The 22814-nt window shown below is 69.3% G+C and carries 23 protein-coding genes; 9 read left to right on the top strand and 14 right to left on the bottom strand.

The window, feature by feature from the left end; all coding sequences use genetic code 11:
• Window positions 1-16 precede the first annotated feature (16 nt).
• From DL991_RS17600 to galE, 3 genes are all read left to right on the top strand, one after another.
• Window positions 17-736, top strand: a complete 720-nt coding sequence (locus DL991_RS17600; protein ID WP_125785397.1) for a metal-dependent transcriptional regulator — start codon at window positions 17-19, stop codon at window positions 734-736.
• Window positions 733-1914, top strand: a complete 1182-nt coding sequence (gene galK, locus DL991_RS17595; RefSeq protein ID WP_125785396.1) for a galactokinase — start codon at window positions 733-735, stop codon at window positions 1912-1914. The genes DL991_RS17600 and galK overlap by 4 nt, the downstream gene beginning before the upstream one ends.
• A gap of 198 nt (window positions 1915-2112) precedes the next feature.
• Window positions 2113-3066 carry a UDP-glucose 4-epimerase GalE gene (galE, locus tag DL991_RS17590; protein ID WP_125785518.1) on the top strand — a complete coding sequence of 318 codons (954 nt, stop codon included), beginning with the start codon at window positions 2113-2115 and terminating at the stop codon, window positions 3064-3066.
• Here the strand turns inward: galE and DL991_RS17585 are convergent.
• The 3 genes from DL991_RS17585 to DL991_RS17575 all read right to left on the bottom strand — a co-directional run bounded on the left by DL991_RS17585 (window position 3041) and on the right by DL991_RS17575 (window position 7149).
• The gene (locus DL991_RS17585) at window positions 3041-4105 is read right to left on the bottom strand and encodes a DUF4192 domain-containing protein (RefSeq protein ID WP_125785395.1); all 1065 of its coding nucleotides are present in this window, start codon (window positions 4103-4105) and stop codon (window positions 3041-3043) included. The two genes, galE and DL991_RS17585, sit on opposite strands and share 26 nt — an antisense overlap.
• Before the next feature lie 151 nt (window positions 4106-4256).
• On the bottom strand, window positions 4257-5111 hold the full coding sequence (locus DL991_RS17580) for a M23 family metallopeptidase (RefSeq protein ID WP_125785394.1): 855 nt from the start codon (window positions 5109-5111) through the stop codon (window positions 4257-4259).
• Window positions 5112-5337: 226 nt separating this feature from the next.
• Window positions 5338-7149, bottom strand: coding sequence for a Xaa-Pro dipeptidyl-peptidase (locus tag DL991_RS17575; protein ID WP_125785393.1), 1812 nt, complete (start codon window positions 7147-7149; stop codon window positions 5338-5340).
• 82 nt (window positions 7150-7231) lie between these two features.
• Between DL991_RS17575 and DL991_RS17570 the strand changes: the two genes are divergently transcribed.
• Window positions 7232-8797, top strand: coding sequence for a DUF4139 domain-containing protein (locus DL991_RS17570; protein WP_125785392.1), 1566 nt, complete (start codon window positions 7232-7234; stop codon window positions 8795-8797).
• Window positions 8798-8877: 80 nt separating this feature from the next.
• On the opposite strand, the gene DL991_RS17565 is transcribed toward DL991_RS17570, so the two are convergent.
• Genes DL991_RS17565 through DL991_RS17555 form a run of 3 tightly spaced genes read right to left on the bottom strand, consistent with a single transcriptional unit; the run spans window position 8878 to window position 10768 of the window.
• Window positions 8878-9309, bottom strand: a complete 432-nt coding sequence (locus tag DL991_RS17565; protein WP_125785391.1) for a CBS domain-containing protein — start codon at window positions 9307-9309, stop codon at window positions 8878-8880.
• A 47-nt stretch (window positions 9310-9356) separates the two neighbouring features.
• Window positions 9357-9839, bottom strand: coding sequence for a hypothetical protein (locus tag DL991_RS17560; RefSeq protein ID WP_125785390.1), 483 nt, complete (start codon window positions 9837-9839; stop codon window positions 9357-9359).
• Complete coding sequence (locus DL991_RS17555; RefSeq protein ID WP_125785389.1) at window positions 9836-10768, bottom strand: neutral zinc metallopeptidase; 933 nt, start codon at window positions 10766-10768, stop codon at window positions 9836-9838. The genes DL991_RS17560 and DL991_RS17555 overlap by 4 nt, the downstream gene beginning before the upstream one ends.
• Before the next feature lie 85 nt (window positions 10769-10853).
• Here DL991_RS17555 and DL991_RS17550 point away from each other — a divergent pair, with 85 nt between their 5' ends.
• Complete coding sequence (locus tag DL991_RS17550; RefSeq protein ID WP_125785388.1) at window positions 10854-12860, top strand: prolyl oligopeptidase family protein; 2007 nt, start codon at window positions 10854-10856, stop codon at window positions 12858-12860.
• A 46-nt stretch (window positions 12861-12906) separates the two neighbouring features.
• On the opposite strand, the gene DL991_RS17545 is transcribed toward DL991_RS17550, so the two are convergent.
• Together DL991_RS17545 and DL991_RS17540 are read right to left on the bottom strand one after the other, a co-directional pair.
• Complete coding sequence (locus DL991_RS17545; RefSeq protein WP_125785387.1) at window positions 12907-13221, bottom strand: multidrug efflux SMR transporter; 315 nt, start codon at window positions 13219-13221, stop codon at window positions 12907-12909.
• A complete protein-coding gene (locus tag DL991_RS17540; RefSeq protein ID WP_125785386.1) occupies window positions 13221-13877 on the bottom strand; it encodes an FMN-dependent NADH-azoreductase in 657 nt (218 codons plus the stop codon). Before DL991_RS17540 ends, DL991_RS17545 begins: the two co-directional genes overlap by 1 nt.
• Before the next feature lie 93 nt (window positions 13878-13970).
• On the opposite strand from DL991_RS17540, the gene DL991_RS17535 reads away from it, so the two are divergent.
• Window positions 13971-14558, top strand: a complete 588-nt coding sequence (locus tag DL991_RS17535) for a TetR/AcrR family transcriptional regulator (RefSeq protein WP_125785385.1) — start codon at window positions 13971-13973, stop codon at window positions 14556-14558.
• On the opposite strand, the gene DL991_RS17530 is transcribed toward DL991_RS17535, so the two are convergent.
• Window positions 14559-14957 (bottom strand): SRPBCC domain-containing protein, encoded by a 399-nt coding sequence (locus DL991_RS17530; protein ID WP_125785384.1) that lies wholly within the window; start codon window positions 14955-14957, stop codon window positions 14559-14561.
• Window positions 14958-15012: 55 nt separating this feature from the next.
• Here DL991_RS17530 and DL991_RS17525 point away from each other — a divergent pair, with 55 nt between their 5' ends.
• The 3 genes from DL991_RS17525 to DL991_RS17515 are packed head-to-tail and all read left to right on the top strand — an operon-like array spanning window position 15013 to window position 17076.
• Window positions 15013-15612, top strand: a complete 600-nt coding sequence (locus DL991_RS17525) for an ABATE domain-containing protein (RefSeq protein ID WP_125785383.1) — start codon at window positions 15013-15015, stop codon at window positions 15610-15612.
• Between the two features lie 18 nt (window positions 15613-15630).
• A complete protein-coding gene (locus tag DL991_RS17520) occupies window positions 15631-16680 on the top strand; it encodes a DUF2293 domain-containing protein (protein ID WP_125785382.1) in 1050 nt (349 codons plus the stop codon).
• 39 nt (window positions 16681-16719) lie between these two features.
• Complete coding sequence (locus DL991_RS17515; RefSeq protein WP_125785381.1) at window positions 16720-17076, top strand: DoxX family protein; 357 nt, start codon at window positions 16720-16722, stop codon at window positions 17074-17076.
• Here DL991_RS17515 and DL991_RS17510 read toward each other — a convergent pair.
• From DL991_RS17510 to DL991_RS17490, 5 genes are all read right to left on the bottom strand, one after another.
• A complete protein-coding gene (locus tag DL991_RS17510) occupies window positions 17064-17726 on the bottom strand; it encodes a hypothetical protein (RefSeq protein WP_125785380.1) in 663 nt (220 codons plus the stop codon). The genes DL991_RS17515 and DL991_RS17510 overlap by 13 nt on opposite strands.
• Window positions 17726-18715, bottom strand: a complete 990-nt coding sequence (locus DL991_RS17505) for a PQQ-binding-like beta-propeller repeat protein (RefSeq protein WP_125785379.1) — start codon at window positions 18713-18715, stop codon at window positions 17726-17728. The genes DL991_RS17510 and DL991_RS17505 overlap by 1 nt, the downstream gene beginning before the upstream one ends.
• A 98-nt stretch (window positions 18716-18813) precedes the next feature.
• Window positions 18814-21630, bottom strand: coding sequence for a vitamin B12-dependent ribonucleotide reductase (locus DL991_RS17500; protein ID WP_125785378.1), 2817 nt, complete (start codon window positions 21628-21630; stop codon window positions 18814-18816).
• Between the two features lie 34 nt (window positions 21631-21664).
• The gene (gene nrdR / locus DL991_RS17495; protein WP_034311932.1) at window positions 21665-22153 is read right to left on the bottom strand and encodes a transcriptional regulator NrdR; all 489 of its coding nucleotides are present in this window, start codon (window positions 22151-22153) and stop codon (window positions 21665-21667) included.
• A 301-nt stretch (window positions 22154-22454) separates the two neighbouring features.
• Window positions 22455-22814 carry a LysM peptidoglycan-binding domain-containing protein gene (locus DL991_RS17490; RefSeq protein ID WP_233598883.1) on the bottom strand — a complete coding sequence of 120 codons (360 nt, stop codon included), beginning with the start codon at window positions 22812-22814 and terminating at the stop codon, window positions 22455-22457.

The raw sequence follows: 22814 nt of genomic DNA, 5'->3' as shown, positions 1-22814 counted from the left end.
GGTGCCAGCGACTACGATGAGCAACGCGGACGAAGGGGACAGCGTGAACGATCTCATCGACACCACAGAGATGTACTTGCGTACGATCTACGAGCTCGAAGAAGAAGGTGTCGTCCCGCTGCGGGCCCGGATCGCGGAGCGGCTGCAGCAGAGCGGCCCGACCGTGAGCCAGACCGTCGCCAGGATGGAGCGCGACGGACTGGTCGTGGTCGCGGACGACAGGCACCTGCAGCTGACCGAACACGGTCGCGAGCTCGCCATCGCGGTCATGCGCAAGCATCGCCTGGCCGAGCGCCTCCTGGTCGATGTCATCGGCCTGGAGTGGGAGCACGTCCACAACGAGGCCTGCCGCTGGGAACACGTGATGAGCGAGGCCGTCGAGCGCAAGCTGGTCAAGCTGCTCGACCACCCCACCACGTCGCCCTACGGCAACCCGATCCCGGGGCTGGACAAGCTCGGCGACGGTGATCCCGCCCCGCCCGCCGAGGCCGACCTGGTGCGGCTCGACGAGTTCGCCCGCATGGGTGGCGGCGAGGTCGAGATCCGCCGTATCGCCGAGCACGTGCAGCTGGACGAGGCGCTGATGACGGAGCTCAAATCCGTCGGCATCGTGCCCGGCAGCCGGGTCAAGGTCGGCAAGGCGGCACCCGGCGGGACCATAGAGGTCACCGGCGGGGACAACACCGCGCAGGTTCCCGTGTCGGCGCTGCACGCCGTGCTGGCGCAGGCCAGGTGAGCGCCGCGTCCGACGCCGCGGAGACCTTCCAGGCCCTCCACGGCCGGGCTCCGGCGGGCGTCTGGTCCGCACCCGGCCGGGTGAACCTGATCGGTGAGCACACCGACTACAACGACGGTTTCGTGCTGCCCTTCGCCCTCCCGCACCGGCTCGCCGCCGCGGCGGCCCCGCGCGAGGACGGCGTGCTGACCGTGGCCACCCTCGGCTCGGACGGCAGGGTTCAGGAATCCGGCCCGCTCACGATCGCCGATCTGCGGCCCGGCTCGGTCGACGGGTGGGCCGCGTACCCGGCGGGAGTCGCGTGGGTGCTGCGTGACCAGGGCCTCGGCGGCGGCGCGGACGTGGCGATCGCGGGGGACGTGCCCTCGGGGGCGGGCCTGTCCTCCTCCCACGCGCTCGAATGCGCGGTGGCGCTCGCCCTCCTGGGGCTGGCGGGCATCACTCCCGGGGCAGGCGCGGGTTCGCCGAGCCTGCACGAGGTGGCCCGCTGGGTGCAACGTTCGGAGAACGACTTCGTCGGTGCGCCGACCGGTCTGCTCGACCAGACCGCTTCCCTGTGCTGCACCGAATCGAACGTGCTGTTCCTCGACGTCCGCTCCGGTGAGATGGAGCAGGTGCCGTTCCCGCTGGAGGAATCCGGCGTCCGAATCCTGATCATGGACACCCGCACGAAGCACTCGCACGCCGAGGGCGGCTACGGCGAACGCCGGCGGGGCTGCGAGCGCGCCGCGGAACTGCTCGAGGTGAAGGCCCTCAGGGACATCGACGTGGACGGGCTGGACGCCGCCCTCGACAAGCTGCCGTCCGAACTCGTGCCGCTGGTGCGCCACGTGGTGACGGAGAACCAGCGCGTCCTCGACACCGTGGAGCTCTTGCGGGCGGGCCGGATCACCGAGATCGGTCCTCAGCTGGACGCCTCGCACGTCAGCATGCGCGACGACTACCGGATCTCCACCCGGGAACTCGACCTCGCCGTCGATTCGGCCCGTGAAGCCGGGGCGCTCGGCGCGCGGATGACCGGCGGCGGCTTCGGCGGCTCGGCGATCGCACTGGTCCGCGAGTCCGATGTGGACTCGGTGGGCCGGGCGGTGAAGGCCGCGTACGAAGCGGCGGATCTGCGCCACCCCAGGCTGTTCACCGCGGTGCCGTCGCGCGGCGCCGGCCGCGACGAGCTCTAGCCCGGGGTCGGCCCCGGGAAGGCCGCTTCGGCGTGATTCGCATGCTTGAAGGCGGAACACGGTGAGGCCGGATTTCGTCGAGCACACCCGTACCCCCGGGCGAACCTCGTCGCCGGGGGCGAGGACACTGGGCCGCGACCGCATCCGCAGCAGAAAGGCGCGAACGTGACCGACGAACCGACCAAGACCCTGAAGCTGATGGTGACGGGCGGAGCCGGTTATGTGGGCAGTGTCTGCGCGGCCCGCCTCATCGAGGCCGGGCACGACGTCACCGTGGTCGACGACCTCTCCACCGGGCACGCCGACGCGGTGCACCCGGACGCCACCTTCGTCGAGGGCGACGCCGCCGAGGTCGCTCAGCGCCTTCTCGGCGACGGCTTCGACGGTGTCCTCCACTTCGCCGCCAAGTCGCTGGTCGGCGAGTCGATGACGGATCCGGCGAAGTACTGGGAAGGCAACGTCCTGACCTCGCTTCGCCTGCTGGAAGCGATGCGCGACCACGGCACGAAGCGGCTGGTGTTCTCCTCCACCGCGGCCACCTACGGCGAACCGGAGTCCTCCCCCATCCCGGAGACGGCGCCGACGCGGCCGACCAACACCTACGGCGCGACGAAGCTGGCCATCGACCACGCGATCACGTCGTTCTCGCGCGCCCACGGCATCGCCGCCGTCAGCCTGCGCTACTTCAACGTCGCCGGCGCCTACGGCTCCTTCGGCGAGCGGCACGCCACCGAAACCCATCTGATCCCCCTCGTGCTCCAGGTCGCCACCGGGGACCGCGAGCGGATCCAGATCTTCGGTGACGACTACCCGACCGCCGACGGCACCGCCATCCGCGACTACATCCACGTGGTCGACCTCGCCGACGCGCACCTGCTGGCCCTGCGCCATGCGGCCGACGGCGAGCACCGCGTCTACAACCTCGGCAGCGGCACCGGTTTCTCCGTGCTCGAGGTGATCGAGGCGTGCCGCCGCACCACCGGTCACGAGATCCCCGCCGCGGTCGCGCCGCGCCGGGCGGGCGACCCGTCGGTGCTGGTGGCCTCCAGCGAGCGGGCGAACGACGAACTCGGCTGGAAGCCCGAGCGCACCGACCTCGACGGCATCGTGGCCGACGCCTGGGCGTTCACCCGGTCCCGCCAGACCGCCTGAGGCGGATCTCGGGAGTTCCGTCGTCCCGCTGTCGCAGGACCACTCTGGCCACTTCGGACGGCTGCACCATCGCGTGCAGAGCCCTGGTCAGCAACTTCGTCAGCCCGTGTTCGGGGTCGGTTTCGCCGGCCCTGACCAGGGCGATCCCGGCGGTCGCCAGGTCGCCGCGGACGTAGGCGGCGTGCGCCTTCAGCGCCAGCGCCTCGGCGGCTTCCGGCGCCGGGAGTTCCCGGGCCAGCGTGAGCCAGAGCTCCTCCGCCGTGCGGGCTAGGGGTGACTCCGCGGGGGCGGCGGTGAGCATGCAGGCGCCCCGGACCTCGACCAGGGAAAGGGCCCAGGCCAGCCGGACGGCCTGGTCGTCGGTGATCGTGAGGTCGCCGTCGTCGGCGCGGGCGAGCGCGGCGTTCACCTCGCCGACTCCCGCCCCGACGAGATCTCCGCCTCGCCATGGCGGATCGGCCATTCTCGTGAGGAGATCGGCACGTCTGGCGAGTGTCTCCGGCGCGACGGGGTCGAAGAGGCGCTCGACTTCTTCCCGGCTCGCGTGCGTGATCTGCCCGGCACCGGTGACGACCGCGGCGGCCACCGAGTCGCGCGGATCCGGCAGGCGACCGCCACAGGTTCTGTCCCGGTAACAGCCCCACCGCACGTCGGCGGCGATACGCGGAGCCCACACCGAATGCTTCAGCGAGATGTCGTACTCGGCCAGCGAAGCTTCCAGGCGCCGGATGAACCGGCGTCGCGGTGGCCGGCCCGCCTTGTTCAAGGTGCCACCGCCGACCACCGCCACGGTGGCACCGGTGTGGCGGGTCACGGCGAGCCTGATCGCCAGGTCACGCGCCTGGTCGTGTTCCAGGCCCGGGGGTGGCAGGTCCACGCGCATGACGAGGCCTTGTTGCTTGCGTCCCGGGCCGCGCAGGCCGAAGACGACGACGGAATCCTCGGGATGGAAGCCGAGGAGGTACGGGATCGCGGCGAGCAGGTCCGCCGGATCCGTCAGATCGACCGTGGTACTGCCGGTCGGGGTGGATGTGGTCATGCCCCCACCCTGCGGCGGGAATGGGGCCGCTGGGTGGGGGCGGGACACATCTGTGGACAGCCGGGGCCGTTGTGGACAACCGCCGCGGGACGGGGTCGCGGGGACGCCGATCCTGTCGGTGGGGTGGTCTACAGTGCCCGGCCCCGCGGGGTCAGCCGCAGTGTTCGAACGGGCTCTCGTAGGCGTTCGACCCGACCGAGCCGCCCCACTTGACGCAGGTCGAGGCGGCCGTCTTCTTCACCGGTCCGGCGTAGTAGGTGAAGCTGCCGGAGTCGGTCACGCGAGCGGACCCCTGGACTTCGAGGAACGCCGACACCGGCGACGCGGTGCCGAGGGAAACCGCCTTCAACGTGGTGACGCAGTTGGCCTTGGTAGAGGCGTTGTAGAGCAGGTACGCCGTTCCCGCGCTGTTCGCGAGCCCTTGCGAATCGACGACCGAGAATCCGCTGCCGCACACCTCGGTGGCGTCGTACGGGTTGCCGCCGCACGAGTTCTTGCTGGTGAAGTTGGTGTGGCCGTAGTACGGCACCGCGACCCCGTGCAGCACCGCCTTCTGCGCCACCCCGTTGAGCCGCTGTTCGAAGTGCAGGTGCGGACCGGTCACCCCGCCGGTCGCCCCGGCCGTGCCGATCTGCTTGCCGACGCTGACGGCCTGGCCGACCGAGACGGACTGGGTCGACAGGTGGGCGTACCGGGTCCGCCAGCCGCCACCGTGGTCGATCTCGACCCAGCGCCCGTAGCTCGTGCTGCCTTCGTTGGCGACCCTGGTGATGGTGCCGCCCGCCGACGCCAGCACCGGCATCCCGGTGATCCCCGACTTCTGGAAGTCGACCGAGTTCGCCGGGCTGTGCCCGCTGAACGTCGCCGCCGTGACCGTGACACCGCATTTGAAGGGGACCTGGAAGTTCGGGGCGGCCGACGCCTGCGTCGTACCGGCGAGGGTCAGGCCGAGCGCGGGCAGAACGGCGGCCGCGGCGAGCACTGCGAAACGGCGCAACCTGGACATGGAGACCTCCATCAGGTGGGGAAGCCGGACAGGCCGAAGCAAAGCCGGGAGAAATACATTTTCCGTACAAGCCCGAGGTCGGGTGGGTGTTTTCCACCCGGAACGCCGGATGCCACGTCCCGCCGGCCCTCCATCGCGGCGTCACCACGGCACATCGATGACGTAGTGAAGGCCTCCTTCCCTACCCTCAGGGTAAGGAAGGAGGCCTTCACGGAAGTGGGCTCGCTCAGCCGAAAGCGGCTCGCAGCGCGGGCTTGCCCCCCGCCACCGGCAGCACCAGCGAGGTCCGGTTCAGCTCGACCGAGACACCGGCGCCGGGCTTGGGCCGGAGCGTGTAGTCGTGGTCGCTGGAGGCCACCAGGAACTCGATCTTGTGCCCGGCAGCGAGCAGGTAGTCCTTCGCGACCAGCTCGACCTCGACCTTGTAGTTCTCACCAGGGGTGATCGGCTCGGTGCGGGCGGGGTCGCGCCGGTTCTGCGGGTCGGTCCAGCCCCGGGTGATCACCTTCGCCGTCCCGTCCGGAGCGCGGTCGAGGAGCACCGCGGTCACGTTCGCGGCCGGCTTGTCGAAGGACAGCGACAGGTCGGTCTTCACAGTTCCGGAGAGACGCACGGGCTGCTTCGCCGCAGTGGTCGCGTAGAGCAGCCGGTTGCCCGACGACGTCGCGGCGGCGAGCTGCTCGATGGTCTTGCTCGCGTCGTCCGCCAGCGTCTCGACCGCGGCCTTGCCCGGAACGGGGTTGCGCGTGTCGAGCTTGCCCTTCGAGGAACCACCGGGCCACGGGTAGAGCTTCACGTCCTGGGTGCCGGGCAGCGGCCACTCCGGCTCGTCCACCCACGTCTTGTCCTCACGCTGGATGGTGGCCTTCGGCTCGCGCTCGATGCCGTTGTCCACGTCGTAGAGGTAGTGCGACATCCACTTGTTCAGGGTGGCGAGCCAGACGTCGCGGCGAAGGCTGTACGGGTCGGCGTGCCCGGCCTGGTGCAGCCAGATCTTGTGCTCGACCCCGTGCCGCTTGAGCATTTCGTACCAGCGGGTGCCCTGGTCGGTCTTGACGTTCCAGTCGCCTAAGCCGTGCACCACGAGCACCGAAGCGCGCACCTTGTTCACGTCGTTGCGGTAGTTGCGCACGTCCCAGAAGCGGCTGTAGTCACCGGTCACCCGGTCCTGGTCGACCGCGATGCTGTCGATCAGCGGGCGGCAGACGGCGCGATCCTGGCGGGTGTAGACGTAATCCGCGAGCACGTCCGCGTCCTCGCCCTGGAAACCGCCGGCCGCGACGACGGCGCCGTCGTTGCGGTAGTAGTCGTACCAGCTGGAGATCGCCGCGATCGGGACGATCGTCTCCAGCCCTTCGACGCCCGTGCTGGCCACGGCGTTGGGCAGCGTCCCGTTGTAGGAGACGCCCATCATGCCGGTCTTGCCGGTGCTCCAGTCCGCGACGGCGGCCTTGCCCGCCGCGTCACGGGCCGTCGCACGGCCGTTCAGCCAGTCCACAATGGACTTCGCGCCGATGGTCTCGTTGACGTCGCCGGTGCTCGGGCAGCCGGTGGACTGGCCGCTGCCGAGCGACTCCCCGTACACCACGGCGAAACCGCGGGCGGTGAAGTAGTCCTGGTACCGCCAGCCGATCGGCGCCGGGTTCGGGCCGACGGTCTTGGTCGCGATCCGCGGGCCCGCGGCGGGCCGCTTCGCGCCGGGCACGTACAGCTCGACGTCGACGTTGTGGTTCGCGACGTCGTTTCCGCCCGCGTAATACGGGCTGGCCTGGTAGACGACCGGGACCTTGATGCCCTGCTGTGTCGCACGGGGCCGCACCACCTCCGCGTGCACGAGGTCGTCCTTGCCGTCGCCGTCGCTGTCGACCGGCGCGGTGACCCAGACGTTCTCCCGGATGACGTCGGCCGGGTCGAACACCGGTTGCGCCTGGCCATCGGAGAAGACCGGCGCCGGTGGCGCGTCGGCTTGGGCAGGCAGCGCGGTCGCCGGAAGAACCAGGACGGCGGTGAACAAGGCGGCGAGTCTGGCGACTCTCACGTGACCCCCAAGGGCGGGCGGGCAAGACGCAGCTGAGGTTTCCGGCCACCCGAACGGGTGTCAAGAGACTAACGTCGGGGGCATGCCGAGCACCCTGGAAGCACCGATCGTCGCCGTCACCGTCTACCCGCACCACGCCCGGATCACGAGGCGGGCTTCGGCGGGCCTGGACGGGGAAACGCGCTTCGCTTTCGCGGGCCTGCCGTGGAACCTGGACACCGATTCGGTCCGTGTCACCGGGACCGGTCCGGCGGTCATCGCCGGGGTCGACGTCGCCGTCGAGCGTCATCCCGCCCCCGCGGACGTTTCCCTGCGCGCGCTGACCGAGCGACGGCGGGCCGATCAAGCGGTGGTGGACGAGGTCGCGGACGCTGTCGCCGCGGAGACCACGAAGGTCGATCTGCTGACCGGGGTGGCGAAGCGAAGTGGCGGCAGTTTCGCGAAGGCGCTCGCGGCGGGTACGGCGGAGCCGCCCCGGGTCGCCGAAGTCACCGAGGCGCTCGGCGCGCAACTCGCCGAGGCACTGGGGAAGCGCCGCGAACTCGGCATCCGCCTCGCCCGGCTCCGTGACGACCTCAAGGCGCTGGACCGGGAGATCGAGGCGAAACAAGGCATGTCCGAAGTGGACAGTGCGACGGTCACGGTCGAAGTCGAGAGCCAGGAGGACGGCGCGGAGATCGGCCTCGAACTGTCCTATGTGGTCGCGAACGCGAGCTGGGAGCCCGGCTACGACGTCCGCGTCCGCGGTGAAGACGTCTCGGTGACCTGGTACGGGCGGATCACCCAGCACACCGGGGAGGACTGGCCGGAATGCGAGCTGGCCCTGTCCACCGCGCGGCCGGCGAACACGGTGGAGGTACCGGAACTCGAACCGTGGTTCCTCGACCGCGTCCGGCCGGTCCAGCCGTTGATGGCGCGCGCCGCGTACGGCAGTGCCTCGCCCGCGGGCGGTGGGATCCCGGAGTCGGTGGGCATGGCCGCCCCCGCGGCGCCGCCGATGGCGATGCGGACCGCGTCCGTCGAACAGGGCACCACCGCGGTCACCTACCGGCCGGGACGTCCGGTGGCGGTGCCGTCGGGAGCGCAGGGTCACCGCACGACGCTCGCGCAGCTGGAGCTGACGGCGAAACTGGGTTATGTCACCGCTCCGGCGGTGTCAGGCGAGGCGTACCTGCGGGCGGCCGTGGTCAACACCTCGGAGCACACGCTGCGGCCTGGGAAGGCGTCGGTTTTCCACGAGACGGAGTTCGTCGGCACCACACGGCTGGACGTCTGGGCGCCGGGTGAGGAACTCGAACTCGCCCTCGGCGTGGACGACCGGATCCGGGTCGACCGGGAACTCGCGCACCGCTCGGCGAGCAAGGCGACGCTGTCCGGCGCCCGGAAACGGGAGGCCGCCTACACCACGACGATCGTCAACCACAGCCCGCGCGAAGCCGTCGTGACCGTGCTGGACCAGGCACCGGTCTCCCGGGACGACGCGATCACCGTCCGCGACGTGCGCACCGTGCCGGAGCCGGTGGAGCGGACCGAACTGGGCGAGTTCACCTGGCGGCTGACGCTCGCTCCGGGCGCGAAGGGTGTCGTGACGCTCGGGTACCGGGTGGACGTCGCGAAGGGTGTCGAGCTGTCGGGGTGGCGAGAGTAGCCGTCCCCGCTGCAATGAAGGGGCCTTTCATAGCAAATTTTGCTATGAAAGGCCCCTTCATTGCGCTTGGCAAGCCCGGCTCAGCCCTGCGAGATGTACGCCTCCAGCTGTTCCTGACTCTTCTCCAGCTGTTCCATCCGGGTCTTCACGACGTCGCCGATGCTCACGATCCCCGCCAGCCTGCCGTCCACCACGACCGGGACGTGCCGGATGCGGCGTTCGGTCATCAGGACGGACAGCTGATCGACCGAGTCCTCGGGAGTGCAGCTGGCGACCATCTTCGTCATGATCGCGGCGACCGATCCGTCGAGCAGCTGGGGTCCGCGCTCGTTGAGCCGCCGCACCACGTCCCGTTCGGAGACGATGCCGACGATCCCGCCCTCGGCGTCGACGACCACGAGGGCGCCGACGTTGTGCTCCGCGAGTCTCTCGAGCAGTTCGGTTACGTTCGTCTCCGGCGAGACGGTCGCGACGGCCGCCCCCTTGTTCCGCAACAGATCGGAAATCCGCATACGCGCTCCTCCCGGATGGGTGACCTGAGTCACTCCAGGTTATGGCCTCACCGCCCTGCGCGAAAGTCCGGAGAGTCCGGTTCCATCCCCAATCTGGTCGCGAGCGCGGCGTAGGCCTGGACGATCCCGGCGCCGTACGGGTCGTCGCCGAGCGCGCCGAGGGTGCCCCGTCCGAGCTCCCACTGGGCCTTCGCGGACTCGTGATCACCGAGTTTGCGGTAGTCCTCGGCGAGGTTCAGGTGCAGCGACGGGTAGAAACCGCGCACGGCCAGCGTCGCGTGGTACTCCTTGGCGCGTTCGTCGGTGAGCGAATCGGCCGCCGCGAGCGCGCGGAGATCCCAGGCGAGTTCGTCGGCAGGGTCGTCGCAGACGTCGGCCATGTAGTGCGCGAGCGCGCACCGGTGCAGCGGGTCGCCGTCCTCGCCGATCCGCTCCCACAGCGCCGCGAACCTCTCGCGCGCGCCGACGCGATCACCGGAGATGTGCAGCTGGAGGCCGGTGTTGATCTCCGCCATCACGTCGTCGGTCATTTGACGTCCGAGGCCGGGGCCGCCCAGGTGTTGCACGCCGACGTCGTCTTCCCGGAGAAGCCTGCCTTCGCCCATTTCAGCTGGTTACGGCGGCTGCCGTGGGTGTCGCTGTCGTCGGCGCGGCCGTAGTCGTCGAGGGCCGCGTTGGCCAGCGACCTGCTGATCGAACCGCGTCCGGCGGCCGCCGCGAGGGCGAGCGCGCCGAAGCAGTTCGCCTGCAGTTCGATGCGGCGGACCAGTTCCTTGTCCGCGGGCGCGTTCTCCTCCGGCGACGACATCTTCTCCGCGGCCGCCGACAGGATCCCGCTGGACCGCTGGACGTGGTGCCCGTACTCGTGGGCCATCGTCGCGAGGTGACGGGACCGTTCGAGGCCCGCGTCGCCCAGCATCCACTCGGTCGGCGCGTAGATCGTGGTGTCGCCGCCGCAGTAGTAGGCGACGGCCTCGTTCTCGCCCGGCGCCTTCCCGCAGGCGCTGGTCTCGGGCAGCGTCACCTGCACGGTCACCGTCAGCGCGGGCTCGTTCGCCTGGTCCAAGGCGGGTTTCCAGGCTTCGGCCAAGCACGTCACGAATGTCTTGTAATAGGTCTCCAGCTTCGCGGGCTCGCGGCTGATCCCGGGCAGGCGGCAGGTGACCGCGCCGAGCGCGACACCGTCGGCCAGCAGCGGGTTCGTCTCCAGTTCCCGCACCTCCTTGGGCGCGGGTTTCGCGTTCCCTGCCGGAGCCTTGGCGCCTTCCGAGGTGTACTGGCCGGACACCGGGAAGGCCTGGCCGTCGATCTTCCGCGGCCCGCCCGCCATCGCCATCCCGGTGGTGGTCAGGGCGGCGACGATGAGCAGACCGACCACGGCGGCCCCCGTGTTGCGGGGGCTTTCGGGACGACCCGGCGAGGGCGCGAACGGTCTGGGTACCTCGTCGGTGCCGGTCATGGTGTCCCCCAAACGTGCGAGCCCACAGCATACGGAATGCCACACCTGGTGGCGCCGGGACGGAACACCCGGCGAGACTGTCAGCATGAGTGACGAGGACCCGTACCTGTGGCTGGAAGACGTGACCGGCGAAGAAGCGCTGGACTGGGTGCGAGCCCGCAACGCCGAAGCTCTGGAGGAACTGGCGGGCGGCGAACGGTTCGCCGGGATCCGTGACGAGGTCCGCGAGGTCCTCGACGCCGACGACCGGATTCCCTACATCCGGCGCCGCGGCGAATACCTGTACAACTTCTGGCAGGACTCGGCCAACCCCCGCGGCCTGTGGCGCCGCACCACCCTGGAGCAGTACCGGCTCGACACGCCGGAGTGGGAGCTCCTGCTCGACGTCGACGCGCTGGCCGAGGCCGACGGCGAGAACTGGGTGTGGCAGGGCGCGGCCGTCCTCCGGCCGGGTTACCAGCGCGCGCTGGTCGAACTGTCGCGGGGCGGCGCCGACGCGACCGTGGTCCGCGAGTTCGACCTCGCCGAGCGACGCTTCGTCGAAGACGGGTTCTTCGTGCCCGAGGCCAAGACCCGGATCGGCTGGATCGACCGCGACCGCGTCTACATCGGCACCGACTTCGGGACCGGGACGCTGACCAGTTCGGGCTATCCGAGGCTGGCGAAGGAATGGCGGCGCGGCACCCCGCTCGAAGAGGCGACGGTGGTCTTCGAGGGCAAGCCCGACGACGTCTCGGTGTCCGCCCACCACGACCCGACCGAGGGCTGGGAACGCGACTTCGTCTACCGCTCGATCGACTTCTACCGCACGGAAAGGTATCTCCGGACGCCTGGCGGGCTCGAACGCATCGAGGTCCCCGAAGACGCGCAGACGTCTTCACACCGCGAGTGGCTGCTGATCCGGCTTCGCTCGGACTGGACCGTCGAGGGCACGACGTACCCCTCCGGCACCCTGCTCGCCTCCGGGTTCGACGCGTTCATGGCGGGTGAGCGCACCTTCACAACCCTTTTCACCCCGGACGCGCACACGTCGCTGGAGTACTGGGCCTGGACGCACAACCACCTGTTGCTCTCGACGCTGTCCGACGTCCGGACGGAACTGCGCGTGCTCACGCCGTCCGACGGCTGGAGCTCGCAGCCGCTCGCCGGCGCCCCGGAACTGGGCACCGCGCAGATCACCGGCACGGACCCCGACGTCAGCGACGAATACCTGCTCGACTCCAGCGGCTACACCCAGCCGTCGACACTGAACTACGGGCACGTCGGTGGCGAGGTCGAGGTCCTCAAGCGCGCCCCCTCGTTCTTCGACAGCGAGGGCATGACGGTCTCGCAGTACTTCGCGACCTCCGAAGACGGCACGAAGATCCCGTACTTCGTCGTACGCCCCTCCGGCGCTGAAGGCGGCCCGACGCTGCTGACCGGCTACGGCGGCTTCGAGGTCTCGCTGACCCCCGGCTACAGCGGTGTCATCGGCCGCGGCTGGCTCTCGCGCGGCGGCACCTACGTCGTCGCGAACATCCGAGGCGGCGGCGAGTACGGGCCGGACTGGCACACCTCGGTGACCAAAGCCAAGCGGTACAAGGTCTACGAAGACTTTTCGGCCGTCGCCGCCGACCTCGTCGAACGCGGCATCAGCGAGCCTGCCCGCCTCGGCATCCAGGGCGGCAGCAACGGCGGGCTGCTGATGGGCGTCATGCTGACGCGCTACCCGCGGCTGTTCGGCGCGATCGTGAGCCAAGTGCCGCTGCTGGACATGAAGCGCTATCACAAACTCCTCGCGGGCGCGTCGTGGATGGCCGAGTACGGCGACCCCGACGACCCGGCGGAATGGGACTTCATCGGGAAGTACTCGCCGTACCAGAACGTGCGCGGCGAAGGCGAGTACCCGCCGGTCCTGTTCGTCACGTCCACCCGGGACGACCGGGTGCATCCCGCCCACGCGCGCAAGATGGTCGCGCGGATGCGGGAGCAGGGACACGACGTGCGGTACCACGAGAACATCGAGGGCGGTCACGGCGCGGCGGCCGACAACGAGCAACTGGCGTTCAAATGGGCGCTGATGCTCGAATTCCTGTGGGAGAAGCTGGCCTGACCCGCTGGGAAGGGGACTTCCCGGCGAGAAAGTCCCCTTCCCGAGGTCACTCCGCCACCTTCGCCAGCACCACCCCTCCGACGATCAGCGCCATCGCCGCGAACCGCCCGAAGCTGAGCGGGTCCTTGTGGATCACGATGCCGAACACGATCGCGCCCACCGCGCCGATGCCGGTGAACACGGCGTACGCGGTCCCCACCGGGAGCGAGTCCATCGCCTTCGACAGCAGGTAGACCGCGGCGACGCCGAGCACGAAGCACAGCACGGTCGGCCAGAACCGGGTGAAGTTCTCCGTCGGCTTGATGCTCTGCGACCAGGCGACCTCGACGACTCCGGCCAGGAGCAGGATTCCCCAGCCCATCAAGCTTCCCTTCCGGCCGAGGCCAGCTTTTCGGCGCCAAGGAGCGCCTGTTCCCGCGACGCGATCCGGTCAGGATCACGCGGGCTCAGCCGCGGGTCGACGAGAGCGTTCGTGAGTTCGGAATGCAGGAACGTGACGTCGCGGACGTCGTAGTGACCGGCGAAGAAGTCACGCAGGTAGCGCTCGTGATGGTCGACCGGCTCCCGCGGAGTGCCGGGCAGGTACGTGCCACCACGCGCTCCCGCGACCACGAAAGCCTTGCCCGCCAAGGACATCTTCGGGAACGTCACCTGGTCGATCCACAGTTTGAGCGTCGCGGGGACCGAGAAGTTGTACATCGGCGCCCCGATCAGCACGACGTCGGCGGCGAGCAGTTCGGCCAGGAGCGGCTCGATGATCGCCCAGGCCTCGCGCTGCTCCGGTGTCTTCACCACCGAGGCGTAGCCGTCCGGATCGGTGATCCCGTTCCGGAGGAGCGCGTCACAGATCTCGGTCCAGGCCTGGCCGATCGGCGGCACCGGATCGGCGGCCACGTCGCGATAGGTGTAGCCGGCGCCCGGGTTCGCGGCAAGCCAGGTCTCGGCGAAACGAGCACTCAGCTCGCGGGAGAACGACGCGCTGCGGGCACTGGAGTCGAGGTGGAGAAGGTGGCTCATCGGGGCCTCCCGGACCAGGAAGTGGACACGGCGTCCACTTGCTTCGACGGGTACAAGTGGACGCCGTGTCCGGATATTCCCTAGGCTGCGGACATGCCGACGGAAGACCTGCTCGCGGACAACTCGGGACGGGAACGCTCGGACGCCGCCCGCAACCGCGCGAAGATCCTGAAGGCCGCCGAAGAGCTCTTCGCCGCACGTCCGGCCTCGGACGTCACCATGGAGGACATCGCCAAAGCGGCCGGAGTCGGCCGGGCGACGCTGTACCGCCGCTATCCGGACCGCTCGGCGATCGCCGTCGCCCTGCTGGACGAACACGAGCGGGAACTCCAGGAGCGACTGCTCACCGGCCCTCCCCCGCTGGGCCCCGGCGCGCCGCCCGCCGAGCGGCTGGCCGCGTTCTACGCGGCGATGATCGGACTGCTCGCGCGGCACGCGCATCTCGTCCTCGGCACCGAGGTCGGGCATTCGCGGTTCACCAGCGGGCCGTACCGGCTGTGGCGCACGCACGTCCGTCTCCTCGCCGAGGAGGCGAACGCGAAGGATCCCGACGCGCTCGCCGACATCCTGCTGGCACCGCTGGCCGCGGACGTGTTCCTCCACCAAACAGGCGAACTCGGCCTGAGCGCCGAACGGATCACCGACGCACTGGCCGAGCAGGCACGGCGAGCGCTGGCCTGATCAGCCGGCGAGGCCGTCGGCGACGAGCTTCATCACGGCCTGCCAGTGCTCACGCTGAGCGGCGCGTTCTTCCGGCCCGGCGAGCCGCTCCTGATGGAAGACCACGACCGTCTTGTCCGGCCCCGCCGGACGGAGCCCCACCTGGACCGTGCTCTCGTGGTCCCAGTCCTTCGGCCGCCAGGTGAGGCGGATCTTCTCCTGCTCGCGGTAGCCGCGAACCTCACCGACAGTGCCCTCCGCCGTCTCGTACGGCGCACCCTTCTCCGACCCCAGCCGCACGTCGCCCAGCCAGGCCGCGAGGCCCGGACCCGAGAGGTACTCCCAAACCTGCGCCAGCGGATACGCCATCGTCTTGGACACGCCGATCTCCCAGCCCGCGTCCTTCGTCTTCCCGATCATCACGCCTCCGCCGTAACCATCTTACCTGGTTTCCGAAACCGACTATAGTGGTTACATGACTCCGGGAACAAGACTGCTCGTCAGCGCCCAGGGTGAGCGCTATCGGTTCGATCCGGGCAGCCTCAGCCTCGAACTCATGCTGACCGGCGGTCCCGGCCCGTACGAGCGCTACGAGAGCGCGCATACTCCGTCCGATCTGGCCGAGTGGTTCACCGGCTCCCGGCTGGCACTGACCGCTCCCCTGACCGACGTCCGGATCAAGCCCGCCGAACTCGCCGCGCTCAAGGAACTCCGCGACACGCTCTACCGCGTCGCGCCCGCCCTCGCCCGTGGCGAAACGCCGTCGGACGAAGACCTCGCCTTGCTGAACAGCGCGACCGAGGCGACCCCGAGGCCTCTCGTCGACCCGAGGACCCGGCGGCTCGCCTGGGCGCCACCCGTCACCGGGAAGCAACTCCTCGGCGCCGTCGCCCGCGACGCCATCGGACTCGTCGCGGGCGAACGGTCCGGCCGGGTCCGCGAATGTTCCGCGGACGACTGCCACCTGCTGTTCTTCGACACCTCGCGCTCGGGCAACCGCCGCTGGTGCTCGATGGAACGCTGCGGCAACCGCGCCAAGATCCGGGCCTACCGCGCGCGGACCGAGACCGCCTGATCGCTAGGATTCCCGGCGATGCAAGGTGAGGCGAAACTGGAACAGCGCGTCGTGGAGACGGCGGAGAAACTGCTGTCCAAACGGAAATCGGTGACCGCGCTCGACATCCTGAGCGGCATCGGCTGGCTGCCGGAGAACGTGCTCAAAAGCTGGCAGCAGGGACGGATCCCCGATCTGTCCACGGCCTTGCCGGTGAGCGCGGAGAAACTGAACTTCGCCCTCGGCGCACTTCAAGGATGGGCGAAGGAAAAGGCCCTCGAAAGCTCCGAGATCGAGCATGTCGGCGCGACCCGCGACCGAGCTGTCCTCCGGGTGACTTCGGGCGAACTGGCCGGCCTCGAACCGCTGTTCCGGACGCAGTGGCTCATGCCGGGACTGTCCGAAGCGAAACGTGCGCAAGTCCTCGCCCGCCAACAGAAGGCGCCGGATCTCGTCGTCTCCGTGGCGCTGAAGGACTGGACGTGCGCCGACTGCGGCGGCACCGGCGACCTGCTGTTCATGGAGAACGAGAAGCCGCTCTGCCTCGACTGCGCCGACCTCGGTCACCTGGTCTTCCTGCCCTCGGGGGACACCGCGCTGACCCGCCGGGCCAAGAAGGCGAGCCGGCTTTCCGCCGTCGTCGTCCGTTTCAACCGGTCGAGGAAGCGGAGTGAGCGGCAAGGGCTCCTGGTCGAAGACGCGGCGTTGCGCGCCGCCGAAGAACAGTGCCTCGCGGACGAGGACGTCCGGGAACGACGCCGCGGACGGGATCGTGAGCGGCGCGCCGAGGAAGACGTCGAGTTCACCGCCCGGTTCCACACCGCGATCACGGAGATGTTCCCCTGCTGCCCGCCGGAACGAGCGCGCGCCATCGCCGAACACGCAGGCCAGCGCGGCAGCGGCCGGGTGGGCCGCTCCGCCGCCGGCCGGGAACTGGCCGAACGAGCGGTGTTCCTCGCCGTCGTCGCCTCGATCCGGCACCTGGACACCGAGTACGACGACCTCCTCATGGCAGGCGTGGAACGGCAGACCGCCCGCGACCGCATCCACTCCGCCATCGAAGCCGTGCTGGAACGCTGGCGAGCCTGACCGCTGTCACGTTCCGGGCGCGGGCCTCGTCCAGTGGGCATGTCCACCGCATATCTCACCCTCGCCATCCTGACGATCGTGATCAACGCCGGGATCGCCGCCGCCGACTTCGCGCGGATCCCGTTCGTCCTGAAGAACTCCGCCGAGGTCAACGTGCCTCAGTCCTGGATCCCGCCACTGGCTTCGCTGAAAGCCGCGGGCGCGGCCGGGCTGCTGCTCGGCCTGCTCGGGGTGCCGTACATCGGGACCGCTGCGGCCGCCGGGCTCGTGCTGTTCTACGTCGGCGCCGTCCTCACCCATGTGCGCGCCCGCGTCCTCTACAACATCGCCTTCCCTGCCGGATTCCTCGCGCTGGCGGTGGCGACCTTCGTCCTCGATCTCGCTCAGACCAGGTAGGGAGCGAAGTGTTCGGCGACGACGTCCGCGACCGCCTCGGCGTCTGCTGAGCCGTCGATTTCCAGCACCCGGACGCCGAGGCTCTTCGCCGCGCGGACGGCGTCTTCGGCGACAAGACGGTCTCGCTCGATTCGGTTGCGTTGCGCGCGCTCGGGATCGCTGACCCGGTGCGCCACCGCGACGGCCCGCGGCAGCACGCGAAGCTGATGCTCGCGGAAACCGTCGGTGGGCACCATCACGATCATCCGCCGCGGTGAATCCAGGAGGGGCGCGACCAGTTCCGGGCGCAAACCCCAGCCCTCGGCGAGGATCGGGCGACCGGAGACCAACGCGCGCAGATCGTCCAGAGCCCATTCGAACCGCAGCGGGAAGCCGGCGATCGTGTCGGCGGCCATCCGTTCGGGAGTGGGGTCGACCCAGACGGCGTCCGGGTCGGGATCCGCCGCGGGCAAACCGTTGCGGAGGCGGTGGGCCACGCGCCGGTCCTCGTGCGCGCGGGCGTCGTGGAAGTCGTAGTGATACACGGTGATGCCGTGACGACGCGCGAGAAGCCGGGACACGGTGGACTTTCCCGCCCACTGGCCGCCGCAGATCCAGAGCGCCCGCTTGAGCGTGCCGAACGGGTCGACGATTCCACTGTCAGCGGTCATCAGAGCCTCCCGGCGTCGACAGCGAGTAAGGACCCCTTCGTGAGCAGAACGAACCTTGAAGGCGCTTGCTCGCGAAGGCCTCGGATCCGCTGGGTTATCCGGACGCGCTCGCTCACCGTTCCGGCCAAGTCGATCCGGAACAACAACCCGCTCTCGTCGGCGATCACGAACCCTCCGTCCGCGGAAGCGACCGAGGGGACGAACCGCCGGTCGTGCCGGATCCTCCACCGCTCGGCGCCGTCCGACGCGTCGACCACTGTGTAGCCACCACGCCGCTCGGCCAGCCAGAGCAAGCCGCCACACAGGTCCACCGCCCTGGACGCGAGAGCGCGCTCGGAACGGACCACTGTCTCGGCTTTCGTCTCGGACAGGGCGATACGTACGACCAAGCGGTCGCCGCACCGCACGAGGACGCCACCGTCGTCGTCCACACGAAAGGCCGGCCCGGTGTCGGGCCCGACCAATGGCTCCGGCAAGGACCAGGTGACCAGTTCCCGGCCGTCACCTCGATCGATCAAACGTACGGAGTCGCCGCCCGGCTTGCCGAGGAGGAAACCGGCCTCGGTCGCTGCCGGACGGACCGTGCTTCCGCACTCTCTCGCCCGCCAACGCAAAGCACCGGTGCGGAGGTCCACCGCGGACAGTGGCGTATAGCCGCGCCAGCCGCCCACGAGCACGAGCTCTTCGTCTACGACGACATGACCGGCGAACGAGCCCGGCTCCGCCTGCCAGACGTCTTCGCCGGTTTCGACGTCCAGGCAGACCAGCCTGCTGCTGTTCTGCGGAACCACCAAGCAATACGGTTCGTCGATCACGATCGCACGCGGCCATGTCCCGACCGGGACATCCCAACGCACCGAGCCGCCGGCAGGCTCCAGGCCGACCAATCGCGTACTTCGCTCGTGCACGACCAGGTGGCGTGCGGTGGCCGCCATCGCGGACGGCGAACCGGCTTGATGCAGCGGCCGTTCCCAGCGGACATCGAACACGAGACCAGTTCAGCAGCGGACGGGCCACCGCACAACCGGGTTCACCGGCGCCTGCTCCGGCGAACGACGTCGGTCGTCCGCCGAAGCAGGCATCGGGATCAGCTACAGCCGGAGGTCGCTCCGCAGCCTTCACAGGCGTAGCAGGAACCGGCGGGCCGCATCTTGGTGCCGCAGGTCATGCAGAGCGGCGCGTCGGAGGCGGTGCCGAGGTTCAGCTCCACCAGTTCCGCCGTCGAATGCGCCACCTTGGCGGGAGCGCCGGTCGACGAGTCCACAGTGGACCGAAGGGCGTCGAGGTCGACGTTCTCCTGTTCCGCGGCAGGAGCGGCGCCGTAGCTCGCCTCGACCTGTGCCGAACGCTCGTCGGCGGTGAAGATGCCGAGCTGCGAACGCTTCTCGTACGGCAGGTAGTCCAGCGCCAGCCTGCGGAACAGGTAGTCCATGACACTGGTGGCGATCCGGATGTCCGGGTCGTCGGTCATGCCAGCGGGCTCGAAGCGCAGGTTGGAGAACTTCGAAACGTAGAACTCCAGAGGGATCCCGTGCTGAAGGCCGACCGAGATCGACATCGAGAACGCGTCCATCACGCCCGACAGTGTCGAACCCTGCTTGCCGAGCTTCACGAAGATCTCGCCGAGCCCGTCGTCCGGATACGAACCGGCGTGCAGGTAGCCCTCGGCGCCACCGACGGTGAACGACACCGTCTGGCTCGGACGCTTCTTCGGCAGGCGCTTGCGGACCGGCCGGTACTCGACGACCTTTTCGGCCTCGGGGGCGGCCTTCTCCTTCTTACCGGTGGACAGCGGCTGGCCGACCTTGCAGTTGTCGCGGTAGATCGCGAGCGCCTTGAGGCCGTACTTCCAGCCCTGGAAGTAGATCTCCTCGACCTCTTCGACGGTCGCCGACTCCGGCATGTTGACCGTCTTGGAGATCGCGCCGGACAGGAACGGCTGCACCGCGGCCATCATCCGGACGTGCCCCATCGGCGCGATGGACCGCTCCCCCACCGCGCAGTCGAACACCTCGTAGTGCTCCTGGCGGAGGCCGGGAGCGTCGACGACGTGGCCGTGCTGGGCGATGTACTCGACGATCGCTTCGATCTGTTCGCCCTGGTATCCGAGCGCGGACAGGGCGCGCGGGACGGTCTGGTTGACGATCTGCATCGAACCGCCGCCGACCAGCTTCTTGAACTTGACCAGCGAGAAGTCCGGCTCGATGCCGGTCGTGTCGCAGTCCATCATGAAGCCGATGGTGCCGGTGGGGGCGAGCACCGAGGCCTGCGCGTTGCGCCAGCCGCCTGCCTCGCCCAGTTCGATGCCGCGCTTCCATTCCTGGGTCGCGAGCGCGCGGACCGCGGCGTCGTTCGCGTGGTAGGTCCGCACCAGTTCGTTGGCGGCGGCATGCTTGCGCATGACCCGCTGGTGCGCCTCGGCGTTGCGCGCGTAGCCCTCGTACGGCCCGACGACCGCGGCGAGTTCGGCGGAACGGCGGTACGAAACGCCGGTCATCAGCGAGGTGATCGCGGCGGCGAGCGCGCGGCCGCCGTCGGAGTCGTACGCGTGCCCGAGCGCCATCAGCAGCGCGCCGAGGTTCGCGTAGCCGATGCCCAGCTGACGGAACTTACGGGTGGTGTCGCCGATCGCCTCGGTCGGGAAGTCGGCGAAGCAGATCGAGATGTCCATGGCGGTGATGACCAGCTCGACGGCCTTCGCGAACAGCGGCGCGTCGAAACCGCCGTCCTCGGTGGCGAACTTGAGCAGGTTCAGCGAGGCCAGGTTGCAGCTGGAGTTGTCCAGGTGCATGTACTCCGAACACGGGTTGGACGCGGTGATCCGGCCCGATTCGGGGCAGGTGTGCCAGTCGTTGATCGTGTCGTCGTACTGCAGCCCCGGATCGGCGCATTCCCAAGCGGCCTGCGCGATGGTGCGGAACAGCTTCTTGGCGTCGACGCGGTCGATGACCTCACCGCTCGTCCTGGACCGCAGGCCGAAGTCGCCCTGGGTCTCGACGGCCTGCATGAACTCGTCGGAGACACGGACCGAGTTGTTCGCGTTCTGGTACTGCACGGAGGTGATGTCCGAACCGGAGAGGTCCATGTCGAACCCGGCGTCGCGGAGGACCTTGATCTTCTCCTCTTCGCGGGCCTTGGTCTGCACGAACTCCTCGACGTCCGGGTGGTCGACGTCGAGGACGACCATCTTCGCCGCGCGACGGGTGGCCCCACCGGATTTGATGGTGCCCGCGGAGGCGTCGGCACCGCGCATGAAGGAGACCGGACCGGACGCGGTGCCGCCGGAGGACAGCAGCTCACGCGAAGAACGGATGCGGGAGAGGTTCAGCCCGGCACCGGAGCCACCCTTGAAGATCAGGCCCTCTTCGCGGTACCAGTTGAGGATCGACTCCATGGTGTCGTCGACCGAAAGGATGAAACACGCCGAGACCTGCTGCTTCGACGTCGTGCCGACGTTGAACCACACCGGCGAGTTGAAGCTGAACACCTGGTGCAGCAGCATCCAGGTCAGCTCGTGCTCGAAGACCTCGGCGTCGGCGGAGGTCGCGAAGTAGCCGTGTTCGCGGCCCGCGTTGACGTAGGAGTGGACGACGCGGTCGATCAGCTGCTTGAGGCTCTGCTCGCGCTGGGCCGAGCCGACGGCGCCACGGAAGTACTTGCTGGTGACGATGTTCGTCGCGTTGACCGACCAGAAGCCGGGGAACTCGACACCGCGTTGCTCGAAGTTGACCGTGCCGTCGCGCCAGTTCGTCATCACGACGTCCCGGTTCTCCCAGGTGACCTGGTCGTACGGGTGGACGCCCTCGGTGGTGAAGACCCGGCGCACGGTGAGCCCGCCCGCCTGCTTCTTCTTCCCACTCGTCCGCGCTGTGGCCGGGTTGCCTGTTCCCACGGTCTCGGTCATGGGTTTTTCCCTCACTCCCACGCGGGAGGCGGCTTCAGCCGTCTTTCGCGTCTTGATCGCTCTCGTCCGGTGTGGCAGCCATGGCCTCACGGAGGTCCGAGATCTCCTTCTCGAAGTCCTCGACCGAGGAGAAGGAGCGGTAGACACTGGCGAACCGGAGATAGGCGACGCCGTCGAGTTCGCGCAGGGGGCCCAGGATCGCCAGGCCGACCTCGTGACTCGGGATCTCCGCCAGCCCCGCCGACCGGATCGATTCCTCGACCCGCTGCGCCAGCTGCTGCAGCGCGTCGTCGTCGACCGGCCTGCCCTGACAGGCGCGGCGCACCCCCCGGACCACCTTGTCCCGGCTGAACTGCTCGGTGACCCCGGATCGTTTGACGACGGCGAGCACCATCGTCTCCGAGGTGGTGAAGCGACGACCGCAGGCGGCGCACGAGCGCCTCCGCCGGATCGCTTGACCCTCATCCACCTCTCGGGAGTCGACGACCCGAGAGTCCGCATGCCGGCAGAACGGGCACCTCATCCGCCGATCACCTTCCCCTCCGCGCCGGCCGGTCCCGAGTGGACATCCGCCCCCGTCGCCACGCAACGACGGGAAAGATCGACATGTGGATCGATCTGTGGACATCCGGTGGGTGAACACCGGCCAGCTGTGGACAACTGGTACCGAGTCTACCCCAAGCTATGGACCAACTACAGCCATGTAACTACTACATATAGCGGTGGAGACTAGATCGCAGGTCGGACGCACGCAAGCGCGGCGGCCAGGTCGATCAGACACGAACGGGGAGCTCACCCACAGCGGGTGAGAGCGGCCCTCCTGATCACCTCCCACCCTCCGCGACCTCGGCCGCGACCGGGACCGTGAGCGGCAGCCCGGGCACGAGAACAGCGTTTTCCAGGGAGTTGAGCTCCTTGATCTTGGCCACGACCGCGCCGGTGTCACTGCCTGGCGCGAATCGCGTCGCGAGATCCGTCAGCGTCTCCCCCGTCGAAACGGACACCGTGATGGTCCGTTCGGGTACCGCGGCCCCCGGAACACCGGCCAAGAACAGACCCGATCCGGTGATGACGCCGGCGACGAGCAAGGCCATCGCGACGAGCGACGGCCACCTGAGCGGAAGCCGCCTCGGCGCCGGGCACGCCGGGGAGGCGGTGGCGACGCCGGGGCGACGGCCCGCCAC

It is taken from the genome of Amycolatopsis sp. WAC 01375, assembly GCF_003947325.1.
Taxonomy (GTDB): Bacteria; Actinomycetota; Actinomycetes; order Mycobacteriales; family Pseudonocardiaceae; genus Amycolatopsis.
The sequence above is the reverse complement of the archived record's forward strand: the minus strand, read 5'-3'. Positions and strand labels throughout refer to the sequence as shown.